At 71.8% G+C, this 14,949-nt stretch carries 14 protein-coding genes; 10 read left to right on the plus strand and 4 right to left on the minus strand.

Annotated elements, in window-relative coordinates; all coding sequences use genetic code 11:
- From uvrC to AOM05_RS11120, 10 genes are all read left to right on the plus strand, one after another.
- Entirely contained in the window at positions 1-1,884 is a 1,884-nt protein-coding gene (gene uvrC, locus AOM05_RS11075; protein WP_062522229.1) for an excinuclease ABC subunit UvrC, read from the plus strand.
- Positions 1,881-2,801, plus strand: a complete 921-nt coding sequence (rapZ, locus tag AOM05_RS11080) for an RNase adapter RapZ (protein WP_082097469.1) — start codon at positions 1,881-1,883, stop codon at positions 2,799-2,801. The genes uvrC and rapZ overlap by 4 nt, the downstream gene beginning before the upstream one ends.
- A complete protein-coding gene (locus AOM05_RS11085; protein WP_062522231.1) occupies positions 2,798-3,745 on the plus strand; it encodes a gluconeogenesis factor YvcK family protein in 948 nt (315 codons plus the stop codon). The genes rapZ and AOM05_RS11085 overlap by 4 nt, the downstream gene beginning before the upstream one ends.
- 20 nt (positions 3,746-3,765) lie before the next feature.
- Positions 3,766-4,749 carry a DNA-binding protein WhiA gene (whiA, locus tag AOM05_RS11090; RefSeq protein WP_062522233.1) on the plus strand — a complete coding sequence of 328 codons (984 nt, stop codon included), beginning with the start codon at positions 3,766-3,768 and terminating at the stop codon, positions 4,747-4,749.
- Between the two features lie 171 nt (positions 4,750-4,920).
- Entirely contained in the window at positions 4,921-5,928 is a 1,008-nt protein-coding gene (gene gap, locus AOM05_RS11095) for a type I glyceraldehyde-3-phosphate dehydrogenase (protein WP_062522235.1), read from the plus strand.
- Between the two features lie 108 nt (positions 5,929-6,036).
- On the plus strand, positions 6,037-7,227 hold the full coding sequence (locus AOM05_RS11100; RefSeq protein WP_062522237.1) for a phosphoglycerate kinase: 1,191 nt from the start codon (positions 6,037-6,039) through the stop codon (positions 7,225-7,227).
- 3 nt (positions 7,228-7,230) lie between these two features.
- The gene (gene tpiA / locus AOM05_RS11105) at positions 7,231-8,022 is read left to right on the plus strand and encodes a triose-phosphate isomerase (RefSeq protein WP_062522239.1); all 792 of its coding nucleotides are present in this window, start codon (positions 7,231-7,233) and stop codon (positions 8,020-8,022) included.
- A 99-nt stretch (positions 8,023-8,121) separates the two neighbouring features.
- On the plus strand, positions 8,122-8,367 hold the full coding sequence (gene secG / locus AOM05_RS11110) for a preprotein translocase subunit SecG (protein WP_062522241.1): 246 nt from the start codon (positions 8,122-8,124) through the stop codon (positions 8,365-8,367).
- A gap of 22 nt (positions 8,368-8,389) precedes the next feature.
- Positions 8,390-8,752 carry an RNA polymerase-binding protein RbpA gene (locus AOM05_RS11115; RefSeq protein WP_062522243.1) on the plus strand — a complete coding sequence of 121 codons (363 nt, stop codon included), beginning with the start codon at positions 8,390-8,392 and terminating at the stop codon, positions 8,750-8,752.
- A gap of 170 nt (positions 8,753-8,922) precedes the next feature.
- Complete coding sequence (locus tag AOM05_RS11120) at positions 8,923-9,204, plus strand: SelT/SelW/SelH family protein (RefSeq protein WP_062292198.1); 282 nt, start codon at positions 8,923-8,925, stop codon at positions 9,202-9,204.
- Between the two features lie 111 nt (positions 9,205-9,315).
- On the opposite strand, the gene pgl is transcribed toward AOM05_RS11120, so the two are convergent.
- From pgl to tkt, 4 genes are all read right to left on the minus strand, one after another.
- A complete protein-coding gene (pgl, locus tag AOM05_RS11125) occupies positions 9,316-10,044 on the minus strand; it encodes a 6-phosphogluconolactonase (RefSeq protein ID WP_062522245.1) in 729 nt (242 codons plus the stop codon).
- Positions 10,041-10,961 carry a glucose-6-phosphate dehydrogenase assembly protein OpcA gene (locus AOM05_RS11130; protein ID WP_062522247.1) on the minus strand — a complete coding sequence of 307 codons (921 nt, stop codon included), beginning with the start codon at positions 10,959-10,961 and terminating at the stop codon, positions 10,041-10,043. Before AOM05_RS11130 ends, pgl begins: the two co-directional genes overlap by 4 nt.
- Positions 10,958-12,475 carry a glucose-6-phosphate dehydrogenase gene (gene zwf / locus AOM05_RS11135; protein ID WP_062522249.1) on the minus strand — a complete coding sequence of 506 codons (1,518 nt, stop codon included), beginning with the start codon at positions 12,473-12,475 and terminating at the stop codon, positions 10,958-10,960. Before zwf ends, AOM05_RS11130 begins: the two co-directional genes overlap by 4 nt.
- 292 nt (positions 12,476-12,767) lie before the next feature.
- Entirely contained in the window at positions 12,768-14,849 is a 2,082-nt protein-coding gene (gene tkt / locus AOM05_RS11140; protein WP_062522300.1) for a transketolase, read from the minus strand.
- Between the last annotated feature and the right edge of the window lie 100 nt (positions 14,850-14,949).

Here is a 14,949-nt window from a genome sequence, read left to right on the forward strand (position 1 = left end):
GTGACCGATCCCGCCTCGTACCGTCCCGCGACCGGCACCATCCCGACCAAGCCGGGCGTGTACCGGTTCCGGGACCCGCACGGCCGGGTGGTGTACGTGGGCAAGGCGAAGAGCCTGCGCGCGCGCCTGGCCAACTACTTCCAGGACCCGGCCCAGCTCCACCCGCGCACGCGCGCGATGGTGACCACCGCATCGTCCGTCGAATGGACGGTGGTGCGCAACGAGGTCGAGGCGCTCATCCTCGAGCACACGTGGATCAAGCAGTACGACCCGCGCTTCAACGTGGTGTTCCGCGACGACAAGTCGTATCCGTACCTCGCCGTCACCATGAACGAGAGGTACCCGCGGATCCAGGTGATGCGGGGCGAGCGCAAGAAGGGCGTGCGGTACTTCGGGCCGTACGCGAAGGCGTGGGCCATCCGCGAGACCGTCGACACGCTGCTCACCGCGCTGCCGGTGCGCACGTGCGCGCCCGGGGTGCTGCGCAAGGCGGAACGGCAGGGGCGTCCGTGCCTCCTGGGCTACATCGACAAGTGCGCCGCGCCGTGCGTGGGCCGCATCTCCGAGGAGGACCACCGGGAGCTCGCCGAGCGCGTGTGCCAGGTGCTCGCGGGCGACGCGAAGTCGCTGGTGAGGGATCTCACCTCCACGATGCACGCGGCCGCCGAGCGCGAGGACTTCGAGTCCGCGGCGCGGGCCAGGGACCGGCTGCGCGCGCTGGACGCGGTGATGGCGCGCAACGCGATCGTGCTGGACGCGGGCGTGGACGCGGACATCTTCTCGCTGGAGGACGACGAGCTCGAGGCCGCGGCCCACGTGTTCCACGTCCGGGACGGCCGCATCGCGGGCGAGCGCGGCTGGGTGGTCGACAAGCCCGAGCCGCTCGGGCCCGCCGGGATGGTGGTGCGCCTGCTCGAGGAGGCCTACGGGGCCGCCGACGCAGAGGAGATCCCGCCCGAGGTGCTGGTCCCGCACCTGCCCGAGGACCACGCGGTCCTCACCGAGTGGCTGTCCGGTCTACGGGGCGCCAAGGTGACGATGCGCGTGCCGGCCCGGGGGAAGAAGGCCGAGCTGGCCTCGACGGGGCACGGCAACGCGGTGCAGGTGCTCGAGCAGCACCGGCTGAGGCGCGCCTCGGACCTCACCACGAGGTCCGCGGCGCTGCAGGAGCTCCAGGAGGCGTTGGGGCTCGCCGAGGCGCCGCTGCGGATCGAGTGCTACGACATCTCCCACACCCAGGGCACCAACCAGGTGGGCTCGATGGTGGTGTTCGAGGACGCGATCGCGCGCAAGCCCGAGTACCGCCAGTTCTCCATCGCGGACGCGGTCGACGACACGGCGGCGATGCACGAGGTGCTGTCGCGGCGGTTCAAGCGCTACCTCGAGGAGTCGCAGCTGCCGCCCGAGGAGCGCGAGACCGCGCGGTTCGCGTACCCGCCGCAGCTGGTGGTGGTCGACGGAGGCCTGCCGCAGGTGAACGCCGCGCGGCGGACGCTCGACGAGGTGGGGGTGCCGGACATCGCGGTGGTGGGGCTCGCGAAGCGCCTCGAGGAGGTGTGGGTGCCCGGCGACGACTTCCCGGTGATCCTGCCCCGCGGCTCCGAGGCGCTGTACCTGCTCCAACGCGTCCGCGACGAGGCGCACAGGTTCGCGATCAAGCACCACCGTGCCAAGCGCACCAAGGCCATGAAGGTGTCGCAGCTGGACCAGGTGCCGGGCGTCGGGCCCGGCCGCGCGAAGGCGCTGCTCACGCACTTCGGGTCGCTCGCGCGGCTCAAGGAGGCCTCGATCGAGCAGATCGCGCTGGTGCCCGGCGTGGGATCGGGCACCGCCCGGACGGTCTACCAGGCTCTGCGGGGCGAGGCTGGCATGCTGGACGCATGATGGACGAGGTCCCCCCGGTCACCTTCCCCTCCGGCATCCCGCGCCCCTCGCTCGACATGTCGGGCGTCGACGCGGAGGTCATGGTCCTCACCGGCATGTCCGGCGCCGGCCGCACCAAGGCCGCCGCGGCGCTGGCGGATCTGGGCTGGTACGTGGTCGACAACCTGCCCCCGCAGCTGCTCGCCGGGCTGGTCGAGATGGTGGGACGCGGTCGCCACCACCGGCTCGCCGCCGTGGTGGACGTGCGCGGCGGCGACTTCTTCCAGGACGTCATCGCGGTGCTCGACGACCTCGAGGAGCGCGGCATCACCGTCCGCCTGGTGTTCCTCGACGCGTCCGACGCGACGCTGGTCCACCGCTTCGAGGAGGCACGCCGGCCGCACCCGCTGCAGGGCGACGGCACCATCCTCGAGGGGATCGCGCGCGAGCGGTCCGCGCTGGCCGAGGTGCGCGAGCGGTCCACCGAGGTGGTCGACACGTCCGACCTCAACGTCCACCAGCTGCGCGACGTCATGACGGAGACGTCGGGGGAGACCGAGAGGCCGCTGCAGGTCAACGTGCAGTCGTTCGGGTTCAAGAACGGCTCGCCCCGCGACGCCGACTTCGTCGCCGACGTGCGCTTCCTGCAGAACCCCCACTGGGAGCCCGAGCTGCGTCCCCTCACCGGGCTCGATGCGCCGGTGCGGGACTACGTGCTCGCCTCGGACGGCGCGCGCGACTTCGTGTCCGGTTACGCCGAGGTGATCTCCGGCGTGCTCGACCGCTACCGCGCGCACGACAAGCACTCGGTGACCATCGGCGTGGGCTGCACGGGCGGCAAGCACCGCTCGGTCGCGATCGCGGAGGAGCTGGGCCGCGTGCTGGGGGAGCGCGGCTACCAGGTCCGCGTCACCCACCGGGACAGGGAGCCGCGTTGACCGGGCCCCACGTGGTCGCGCTGGGAGGCGGCCACGGCCTCTACGCGACCCTCACGGCGCTGCGCGGCGCGTGCGACTCCATCACCGCGGTGGTGACCGTCGCGGACGACGGCGGGTCCTCCGGTCGCATCCGCGCGGAGATGCCGGTGCCGCCGCCCGGCGACCTGCGCATGGCGCTCTCCGCGCTGTGCGAGGACACCGACTGGGGCCGCACCTGGCGCGACGTGCTGCAGTGGCGCTTCGCGACCGGCGGCCCGCTCGACGGCCACGCGGTGGGCAACCTCCTCATCGCGGGACTGTGGGACCGCACGGGCGGGATAGTCGAGGGCCTGGACTGGGTGGGGCGCCTGCTGCGCGCGGAGGGCCGCGTGCTGCCGGTGTCCACCGAGCCGATCACCGTGAGCGCGGAGGTCGACTGCCCCGACGGGCCGCTGCGCGTGACGGGGCAGGTCGCGGTCGCGACCGCACCGGGGCGCGTGCGCTCGCTCGCGATCGAGCCGGCGGACCCCGCGGTGCCGGCCGCGACGCTCGAGGCGCTGGCTTCCGCCGATGCCGTGATCCTGGGCCCGGGCAGCTGGTACACGTCCGTGCTCACGCACTTCCTGGTGCCGCGAGTGGCCGCCGCGCTGGTCGAGGCGGGCCCGCGCACCATCCTCACGCTCAACATCGCGGACGAGGACGAGGAGACCGCCGGCACCTCGCGCATCGACGACGTCGCGGCGTTGCGGGCCGCCGCACCCGCCTTCGTGCCCGCGGTGGTCCTGGTCGACGCGTCGGAGGACGATGCTGCGCTGAGGGCCGCGGTCGAGTCCTGGGGGGCGCGGTACGTCGCCGCGCCGCTGCGGGAGGAGGGGACGCTCGACCGCCACGACGTCACGCTCCTGCGGGAGCGGTACCAGTCGCTGGTCGCCTCGGTGCGCGGTCACGGCGCTGTCACCGGCTGACAGATGGCAGGATTGGCGCCATGGCTTTGACGGCACAGGTGAAGGACGAGCTCGCGCGCGTCCCGGTCGAGAAGGTGTCCGCACGGAAGGCGGAGATCGCCGCCACCCTCCGGTTCGCGGGCGGCCTCCACATCGTCTCCGGGCGGATCGTGATCGAGGCGGAGCTCGACACCGCGGCCGCCGCGAGGCGCCTCCGCGGCTACATCGGCGAGACGTACGGCCTGGGCTCCGAGATCATCGTGGTCTCCGGCGGCGCGCTCAAGAAGGGCAACCGCTACGTGGTGCGCGTGGTCAAGGAGGGCGAGTCGCTCGCCCGCCAGACCGGCCTTCTGGACCACCGCGGCCGTCCCGTGCGCGGGCTGCCCCCGCACGTGGTCGGCGGCGGCATCGAGGACACGGTGGCCGCGTGGCGCGGCGCGTTCCTCGCGCACGGCTCGCTCACCGAGCCCGGCCGCTCCTCCGCGCTCGAGGTCACGTCGCCCGGCCCGGAGGCCGCGCTCGCGCTGGTGGGGGCGGCCCGCCGCCTCGGCATCGGCGCAAAGTCGCGCGAGGTGCGCGGCGTCGACCGCGTGGTGATCCGCGACGGCGACGCGATCGCGAACCTGCTGGCCCGCCTCGGGGCGCACGACTCGGTGCTCCAGTGGGAGGAGAAGCGGACCCGCCGCGAGGTGCGCGGCACCGCCAACCGCCTCGCCAACTTCGACGACGCGAACCTGCGCCGCTCCGCCCGGGCGGCCGTCGCCGCCGGCGCGCGCGTCGCGCGCGCCTTCGAGATCCTCGGCGAGGACCTCCCCGAGCACCTGCGCGAGGCGGGCGAGCTGCGCCTGGCCAACCGCGAGGCCTCGCTCGAGGAGCTCGGCAAGCTCGCCGACCCGCCGCTCACCAAGGACGCCGTCGCCGGCCGCATCCGCCGCCTGCTCGCCACCGCCGACAAGCGTGCGGAGGAGCTGGGCATCCCGGACACCGAGGCGGGCATCTCGCAGGAGCTCCTCGAGGACGATTAGCGGCCCGTGAGCGGTCACACCTGGGACTTCTGTCCGCTGGGAGGCCCTCGCGAAACGTTGTAGGCTCATCAGCAGTGGCCCGCCCCGCGGCGGCGTCCGGCGCACGTCGAGGTGCGCATCCCACCATCCACTATCGCGTCGCCCCGGCGGCGCACCGGAGGAGACACAACAGTGACCATCAAGGTCGGTATCAACGGCTTCGGCCGCATCGGACGTAACTTCTTCCGCGCCATCGAGGCGCAGGGTGCAGACATCGAGATCGTCGGTGTCAACGACCTCACGGACAACGCCACCCTGGCGCACCTCCTCAAGTACGACACCGTGCTGGGCCGCTTCCCCAAGACCGTCACGCACGACGACGAGAACATCTACGTCGACGGCAAGGCCATCAAGGCCCTCGCCGAGCGCGACCCCGCCAACCTCCCCTGGGCCGAGCTGGGTGCCGACATCGTCATCGAGTCGACCGGCTTCTTCACCGACGCCACCAAGGCGAAGGCCCACATCGAGGCCGGCGCCAAGAAGGTCATCATCTCGGCCCCCGCGTCGAACGAGGACGCCACCTTCGTCGTGGGTGTGAACCACACCGACTACGACCCGGCCGCGCACCACATCATCTCGAACGCGTCCTGCACCACCAACTGCCTCGCGCCCGTCGCGAAGGCCCTCAACGACGCGATCGGCATCGAGCGTGGCCTCATGACCACGATCCACGCGTACACGGGTGACCAGAACCTCCAGGACGGCCCGCACCGCGACATGCGCCGCGCCCGCGCCGCCGCCCAGAACATCGTCCCCACCTCGACCGGTGCGGCCAAGGCCGTCGCCCTCGTGCTCCCCGAGCTCAAGGGCAAGCTCGACGGCTTCGCGATGCGCGTGCCGACGATCACCGGCTCCGCCACCGACCTCACCTTCGAGGCGTCGCGTGAGGTCACGGTCGACGAGGTCAACGCCGCGGTGAAGGCCGCCGCCGAGTCCACCATGGTCGGCACCCTCTCCTACGTCGAGGACGAGATCGTCTCCTCGGACATCGTGGGCGACCCGCACCAGTCGATCTTCGACGCGAAGCTCACCAAGGTCTCCGGCGGCACCACCGTCAAGATCGTGTCCTGGTACGACAACGAGTGGGGCTACTCCTCGTCGCTCGTCAAGCTCACCGAGTACGTCGGCGAGCGCATCTAAGCACTCTCTCGAGAGACTCGTATCGACGGCCGCGCACGCTCTGACGTGTGCGGCCGTCGTCGCGTCACCCCGCATCACCCCTTCCCATCTCGCAGGAACGGAACCTCAATGAAGACCATCGACTCGCTCGGCGACCTCGCCGGCAAGAAGGTGCTGGTCCGCTCGGACCTCAACGTCCCGCTCGACGGCACCACCATCACGGACGACGGCCGCGTGCGCGCCTCGGTCCCCACCATCCAGAAGCTGCTCGACGCCGGCGCCGCCGTCATCGTCACCGCGCACCTGGGCCGCCCCAAGGGCGCGCCCGAGGACAAATACTCGCTCGCGCCCGCCGCCGCGCGCCTCGCGGAGCTGCTCGGCCGCCCCGTCACCCTCGCGGAGGACCTGGTCGGCGAGTCCGCCAAGGCCACCGTCGCCGCGCTCGAGCCCGGCCAGGTCGCGATGCTCGAGAACGTGCGGTTCGACGCCCGCGAGACCTCGAAGGTCGACGAGGAGCGCGAGTCGCTCGCCGCCGAGCTCGCCGCGTTCGCCGACGCGTTCGTCTCGGACGGTTTCGGCGTGGTTCACCGCAAGCAGGCGTCGGTCTACGACGTCGCGAAGGTGCTGCCCGCGGCCGCCGGCACGCTCGTCGAGAAGGAGGTCGTGTCGCTCGGCAAGGCCGTCACCGACCCGGCCCGCCCGTACGCGGTGGTCCTCGGCGGCTCGAAGGTCTCCGACAAGCTCGGCGTCATCGCCAACCTGCTCACCAAGGCGGACCGCCTGCTCATCGGCGGCGGCATGGTCTTCACGTTCCTCGCGGCCAAGGGCTACGAGGTCGGCACCTCGCTGCTCGAGGGCGACCAGATCGACACCGTCAAGGGCTACCTCGCGACCGCCGAGGAGAACGGCGTCGAGATCGTGCTCCCGACCGACATCGTCGCCGCCGACAGGTTCGCCGCCGACGCGGACGCCGTGGTGGTCGCCGCCGACGCGATCCCCGCGGACCGCATGGGCCTCGACATCGGCCCCGACTCGGCCGCGCTGTTCGCGTCCAAGCTCGCCGACGCCAAGACCATCGTCTGGAACGGCCCCATGGGCGTGTTCGAGATGGACGCCTTCGCGGCCGGCACCAAGGCCGTCGCGCAGGCGATGATCGACTCCGACGGCTTCTCCGTCGTGGGCGGCGGCGACTCCGCCGCGGCCGTGCGCCTGCTCGGCTTCGACGAGGCCGGCTTCGGCCACATTTCCACGGGCGGCGGCGCGTCGCTCGAGCTGCTCGAGGGCAAGGTCCTTCCGGGCCTCGCCGTTCTGGAGGACTGACCCATGGCACGTACCCCGCTGATCGCCGGCAACTGGAAGCTCAACCTCGACCACCTCGAGGCGACGCACACCGTCCAGAAGCTCGCCTGGCTGCTCCGTGACGCCAAGCACGACTTCTCCGAGGTCGAGGTCGCGGTCCTGCCGTCGTTCACCTCGCTCCGCTCGGTCCAGACGCTCGTCGACGCCGACCAGCTCGAGCTCAAGTACGGCGCGCAGGACATCTCCGAGCACGTCTCGGGCGCCTACACGGGCGAGGTCTCCGGCACCCAGCTGTCGAAGCTGGGCGTCTCCTACGTGGCCGTGGGCCACTCGGAGCGTCGCCAGTACCACGGCGAGACCGACGCGATCGTGGCGGCCAAGACCAAGACCGCGTTCGAGCACGGCATCGTGCCGATCGTCTGCGTGGGCGAGGGCCTCGACATCCGCAAGGAGGGCACGCACGTCGAGTACACGCTGGCCCAGGTCGACGGCGCGCTCGAGGGACTCCCGGCCGAGCAGGCCAAGGACGTCGTCATCGCCTACGAGCCCGTGTGGGCCATCGGCACCGGCGAGGTCGCGACCCCGGCCGACGCGCAGGAGGTCTGCGCGGCCATCCGTGGCCGCCTCGCGGAGCTCTACGACGCCGAGCTCGCTGACGGCGTCCGCGTCCTCTACGGCGGCTCGGTGAAGTCCTCGTCGATCGCCCAGCTCATGGCCGAGCCCGACGTCGACGGCGGGCTCGTCGGCGGCGCCTCGCTCGACCCGGAGGAGTTCTCCAAGATCGCGCGCTTCAAGGCGCACAACGTCGCGCTGTAAGTCGCGCTGCAAGCAGGCGTCGGACCGGCCCCATCGTGGGCCGGTCCGGCCCTTCGCGTCGCGTATCCTTGTGAGCGCAATCCATCATCTGGGAGAACAGTGGACATCCTCGAGACCATCCTCTGGGTCATGCTCGTCGTGACCTCGCTGCTCATCATCGCGCTGGTGCTCATCCACCGCGGTCGTGGCGGCGGCATCACCGACATGTTCGGCGGCGGCCTCGCGTCGGGCGTGCAGTCGTCCGCCGTGGGCGAGCGCAACCTCACCCGCATCACCTGGACGGTCGCGATCGTCTGGTTCGCGGTGGTCGTGCTGCTCGGCCTCACGTCCAAGTTCTCCATCTAGCTAGTCGACGGAGGTCGTACCCATGGCAGGGGGCAACGCCATCCGAGGTTCGCGCGTAGGCGCCGGACCCATGGGAGAGGACGAGCGGGGCGAATCCGCGCCGCGTCAGGTCGTCTCCTATTACTGTGCACGGGGTCACGTGACCTCGCCGAGCTTCGCAATCGGTGACGACCAGGAGATCCCGGTCGAGTGGGACTGCCCGCGCTGCGGCCTTCCCGGTGGACTCGACCCGGACAACCCTCCGGAGCCGATCCGCAACGAGCCTTACAAGACGCACCTCGCGTACGTGAAGGAGCGTCGCAGCGACGAGGAGGGCGCCGCCCTCCTGGACGAGGCGCTGTCCGCGCTTCGCGTGCGTCGCGGCGACCTCGCGGTCGCGGAGTAGCGCAAGCTCGCTGATCACAGGGCCGTTCCCCACCCGGGGAGCGGCCCTGTCGCGCGTTCCAGGGGCCCCCGGCCGCCGCATCGTCCCGGGGGAGAAGGGACGATGCGCGGGTCGGGGGAATCCCGCGGGCCCCGCTACGGTTGGCACCAGCACGAACGAAAGGAACCACCGTGCAGATCGAGATCGAGTACTGCGTGCCCTGCGGCTACCTGCCGCGCGCGACCGAGGCGCAGACGCGCCTGCTGGAGGAGTTCGGCAACGCGATCGCGGGCGTGACCCTCAAGACCGGGCGCAAGGGCGTGTTCACGTTCCGCGCCGACGGCGAGGAGATCTACGCGAAGCCCGCAGAGTTCGACATCGAGGGAATCGTGTCGACGGTGCGCGACCGGCTGCCGGCGCGCGAGGGCGTCGACGCCGAGGGCCGCGACCTGCTCATGGGCAAGCGCCACTAGCCCCTCAGTTCGCTGCGCACGGTCCGGCCGGCGCCACGCCGCGCGCCCGCCTGGGAACCGCCCGGTCGACCGGGGTGTCGGATCTGAGACCGTGCGCAGCGAACCCGGGAGTCAGACCTTCGCGACCGCCTCGGCGTCCACGAGCCACAGGGTCTCGACCGTGCCGCGCACCGCGGCGGCGGGAAGCTTGAGGTCGCCGTGGAGCGAGCGCGCGACGACGTCGGCCTTCGCGGCTCCTGCGGCCACGATCCACACGCGCTTGGCGCGACGGATGGACTCGAGCGTGAGCGAGACGCGCGTGGGCGGGGGCTTGGGGGAGTCGTGGACGGCGATCGCCTCGGCGCCGCGCTCCGCGTAGCCGGGGTGGCCGGGGAACAGCGAGGCGACGTGGCCGTCGGGGCCCATGCCGAGCATGAGCACGTCCCAGTCGGGCGCGCCCTGGACGGCGATGTCCTCGGCGTAGGAGAAGGCGGCCTCCTCGGCGGAGGGGAACTCGGTGGAGGCGCCCATGCGGTGGATGTTCTCCTCCGGCATCGGGAGCGCGCCGAGCAGCGCGGCCTGCGCCTGACCCTCGTTGCGGTCGGGGTCGCCCGCGGGCACGAACCTCTCGTCGCCCCACCACGCGTGGACGCTGGTCCAGTCGATGGCCGCGGCCAGGGGGGAGCGCGACACCGCGGCGAGCGTCTCGATGCCCACGGTGCCGCCCGTGAGCACCACATCGACGCGATCCTGCACGGACAGCGTGTCGACGATCGTGAGGAGCAGCCGCGCGGCGGTCGCCTCCGCCACTGCGGTGGCGGACGGGTGCACCACCACGCGGGTCGCGTGGTCGCCGGTCACAGCGGGACCACCGTCTCCGCGGTGAAGGACGCGAGGGCCTCGCCGTAGATCTCGTCGGAGTCGAGGCGGCGCAGCTCCTCCGCCAGCGCCTCCTCGAGCGAGCGCGCGGGCAGCGCGATGACGTGGTCGGGCTGCCCGGGCTGCGTGATGCGGGCGTTGTGGCCGTCGGGTCGGCTGATCGAGATCGGGCCGGACGGCGTCTCGAGCGTGATGCTCTGGAGCGCGGCCACGGAGTCGTCGTACTCCGCCTCGACCTCGCAATCGAGCGCGCGCTTCAGCCACGCGCCCAGGAGCAGGATCGACGGGCTGTTGGTGTCGCCGTGGATGCGCGCCCGGGTCACCTGCGGGTCGGGGATCTGCTCGAGCGCGACCGCGAGCAGCGCGCGCCAGCGGGTGAGGCGGGTCCACGCGAGGTCGGTGTCGCCGGGACGGTACGTGGTGCCGAGCGACAGCAGCGTGCCGATCGGGTCCGGCTCGCCCTTGGTGTCCGTGATGCGGCGCTGCGCCATCTGGCCCAGCGAGCAGGAGCCGATGTTGTCGGGCACCGCGGCCGGCCACCACACCACGATGGGCGCGTCGGGCAGCAGCAGCGGGGTGACCAGGGTGTCGTCGTGGCCGATCTGCGCGCCGGAGGGACGCAGCACGATCACCTCGGACGCGCCCGCGTCGCCGCCCACGCGGAGCTCCGCGTCGAGGCGGGCCTCCTCGGAGGCGCCGGGCGCGATCACGATGATGCGGCACGGGTGCTCCCGCGACGCGACGTTCGCGGTGGCGATCGCCTGCTCGGCGTCCGCACCGGTGGCGTCGATCACCAGCGTCATCACGCGGGCGAGCGTGATGACGCCGCCCTCCTTGCGCGAGTCGATGAGGCGCTTGTTGATCTCGCCGGTGGTGGTGTTCGGGATCTCGATGATCATGGGCGCCTCCAGACGCGTCCGTCGCGGGCCATCATCTGGTCCGCGCCCGCGGGGCCCCACGTGCCGCTGCGGTAGGGCTCGGGCTGACCCTGGGTCTCCCAGAAGTCGGTGATGGGGTCGAGGATCTTCCAGGACAGCGCGACCTCCTCCTGACGGGGGAACAGCGGCGGGTCGCCCAGGAGGACGTCGAGGATGAGGCGCTCGTACGCCTCGGGCGAGCTCTCCGTGAACGCGTTGCCGTACGCGAAGTCCATGGTGACGTCGCGCACCTCCATCGCGGTGCCGGGGACCTTGGAGCCGAAGCGCAGGGTCACGCCCTCGTCCGGCTGCACGCGGATCACCAGGGCGTTCGAGCCGGTGTCGCTGCCGGTGACCTCCTGGAAGTGCGGCGACGGCGCCTTCTTGAACACCAGCGCGATCTCGGTGACGCGGCGCCCCAGGCGCTTGCCGGCGCGCAGGTAGAACGGCGTGCCCGCCCAGCGGCGGTTCGGCACGTCGAGGCGGATCGCCGCGTAGGTCTCGGTGATGGAGTCGGGGGAGATGCCGTCCTCGTCGAGGAAGCCGCCCACCTGCTCGCCGCCGCGCCAGCCCGCCGCGTACTGGCCGCGCGCGGTGCCCTCGCCCAGGTCCTCGGGCAGCACCACCGAGCGCAGCACCTTCTCCTTCTCCATGCGGAGGTCGTCCGCTTCGAAGGACGCGGGCTCCTCCATCGCGGTGAGCGCGAACAGCTGGAGCAGGTGGTTCTGGATGACGTCGCGGGCGGTGCCGATGCCGTCGAAGTAGCCGGCGCGCGACCCGATGCCGATGTCCTCGGCCATGGTGATCTGCACGTGGTCGATGTACTGGGAGTTCCAGATGGGCTCGAACAGCTGGTTCGCGAAGCGCAGCGCGAGCAGGTTCTGCACCGTCTCCTTGCCCAGGTAGTGGTCGATCCGGAACACCGAGTCGGGCGGGAACACGTCCGAGACCACGGCGTCGAGCTGCTCCGCGGACTCGAGGTTGTGGCCGAACGGCTTCTCGATGACCACGCGGCGCCAGGTGCCCTCGCGGGGGTCCGACAGCCCGGACTCGCGCAGCTGCGTGATGACCTGGGGGAATGCCGACGGCGGGATGGACAGGTAGAAGGCGTGGTTGCCGCCGGTGCCGCGCTCCCGGTCGAGGTCCTCGACGGTGTCGCGCAGGCGCCGGAACGCCTCCGGGTCGTCGAACGTGCCCTGCACGAACCGGATGCCCTCGGCCAGCTGCTGCCACGTCTCCTCGCGGAACGGCGTGCGCGCGTACTTCTTCACGGAGTCGTGGACGACCTGCGCGAAGTCCTGCTCGTCCCAGTCGCGGCGCGCGAAGCCCGTGAGCGCGAATGCCGGGGGAAGCAGGCCGCGGTTGGCGAGGTCGTAGACCGCGGGCATGAGCTTCTTGCGGGCCAGGTCGCCGGTGACGCCGAACATGACCAGGCCGCAGGAGCCGGCGATGCGGGGCAGGCGACGGTCGCGCGGATCGCGCAGGGGATTGTTCACGCTGGGAAACCTTCCAGGGGGGACATCGAGCCAGGCGGCTGTGCTCTCGCCATCCTATTGCGGGCGGACGATGCGGTGGCGCCACCTGGTGAGACCTGCGGCGCCTTGTTCGCTCGGCACGGTTTCAGATGGCGGAACGCGGCGTGTCGCCGTGATCGGCACGTGATCGCCGGGGTGTCGCCGGCGAGACCGTGCTGAGCGAACTGCGGCGCAAGCAAACAGGGTGGCGGCGCGCGGCGGGGACGCGGAAGGGGGCCCCGCGAGCGGGACCCCCTTCCATGTGGACGATGCGTCAGCCGGCGGCGGCGATCGACTCGCGGGCGACCGCGGCGACGTTCTCCGCGTTGAACCCGTACTTCTTCAGCAGCAGCGCGCCGTCCGCGGACTCGCCGAAGTGGTCGACCGACACGGTGCGGCCCGCGTCGCCGACGACCTCGCGCCAGCCGAGGGCCGAGCCGGCCTCGACGGACACGCGCGCCTTGAGAGCGGCGGGGAGCACCGACTCGCGGTAGTCCGCGTCCTGGCGGGCGAAGCGCTCGCGCGACGGCATCGACACTACGCGGGCCTTGACGCCCTCGCCGGCGAGGATGTCGCGGGCGCCCAGGGCGACCTCGACCTCGGAGCCGGTGGCGATGAGCAGCACGTCGGCGTCCTCGTCGGCGCCCGCGAGCACGTAGGCGCCCTTGAGGACGCCCTCGGTCGAGGTGCCCTCGAGGACCGGGAGGTTCTGACGCGACAGGATGATCGCCGAGGGGCGGTCGGTGGTCTCGAGGATCGCCTTCCACGCGGCCGCGGTCTCGTTGGCGTCCGCGGGGCGGATGACGTCGAGGCCCGGGATGGCGCGCAGCGTCGCGACGTGCTCGATCGGCTGGTGCGTCGGGCCGTCCTCGCCCAGGCCCACCGAGTCGTGGGTCCACACGAAGGTGGTGGGGATCTGCATGAGGGCCGCGAGGCGGACCGAGGCGCGCATGTAGTCGGAGAACACCAGGAAGGTGCCGCCGTACACGCGGGTGAGGCCGTGCAGCGTGATGCCGTTCATGATGGCGCCCATGCCGAACTCGCGGATGCCGAAGTGCAGCGTGCGGCCGTACCAGTCGGCGTTCGGCCACGAGTGGGTGGCGCGGCGCGGGGGCAGGAACGACGGCTCGCCGTCCATGGTGGTGTTGTTCGAGCCGGCGAGGTCGGCCGAGCCGCCCCACAGCTCGGGCAGCACCGGGGCGAGGGCCGTGAGGACCTTGCCCGACGCGGCGCGCGTCGCGACCTTGCTGCCGACCTCGAAGGTGGGCAGCGCATCGTCCCAACCCTCGGGGAGGGCGCGGGTCACCAGGCGCGACAGCAGGGCGGCGCGCTCGGGGTTCTCGGCCTCCCAGCGCGACAGCTGGGCGTTCCACTCGGAGTGGGCGGCGGCGCCGCGCTCCTTGACCTGGTGCATGTGGGCGAGGACCTCGGGCTCGACAGCGAAGGACTGCTCGGGGTCGAAGCCGAGCACCTCCTTGAGGCCCGCGACCTCGGCGGCGCCGAGCGCGGAGCCGTGGACGCCGCCCGAGTTCTGCTTGGTGGGCGACGGCCAGCCGATGATGGTCGACAGCTTGATGATCGACGGCTTGCCGGTCTCCGCCTTGGCGGCCTCGATCGCGTCGAAGAGCGCCTGCGGGTCCTCCTGGTAGCCGTCCTCGGTGACCCAGGACACCGACTGCGTGTGCCAGCCGTACGCCTCGTAGCGGCCCAGCACGTCCTCGGTGAAGGAGATGTCGGTCTCGTGCTCGATCGAGATCTTGTTGTCGTCCCAGATGAGGATGAGGTTGCCGAGCTCCTGCGTGCCGGCCAGCGCCGAGGCCTCGTGGGCGACGCCCTCCTGGAGGCAGCCGTCACCGGCGATGACGTAGACGAAGTGGTCGAACGGCGAGGTGCCGGGGGCCGCGTTCGGGTCGAGCAGGCCGCGCTCACGGCGCGCGGCCATCGCCATGCCCACGGAGGACGCGATGCCGGTGCCCAGGGGGCCGGTGGTGATCTCGACGCCGTCGGTGTGGCCGTACTCGGGGTGGCCGGGCGTGAGCGAGCCCTCGGTGCGCAGCGCCTTGAGGTCGTCGAGGCCGAGGTTGTAGCCGGACGCGAAGAGCTGCAGGTACAGCGTGAGCGAGGAGTGGCCCGCGGAGAGCACGAAGCGGTCGCGGCCCAGCCAGTGCGAGTCCGCCGGGTCGTGGCGCATGACGTTCTGGAAGAGGAGGTACGCGGCGGGCGCGAGCGAGATCGCGGTGCCCGGGTGGCCGTTGCCGACCTTCTCCACGGCGTCGGCGGCGAGGACGCGGAGGGTGTCGACGGCGCGACGGTCCGTGTCGGTCCAGTTGATGGTCACAGGGGTCTCCCTTGACAGGTGTGCGGGTACGGGGGTCAGCCTACCCGGGCCCCATCGCTTTGTAGGACGTTCACATTGGCGGAAACGGTGCCATCTCATGGTGCGAGACGCGTGTGCA

Source organism: Demequina silvatica (assembly GCF_000971215.1).
Classification (GTDB): Bacteria; Actinomycetota; Actinomycetes; order Actinomycetales; family Demequinaceae; genus Demequina; species Demequina silvatica.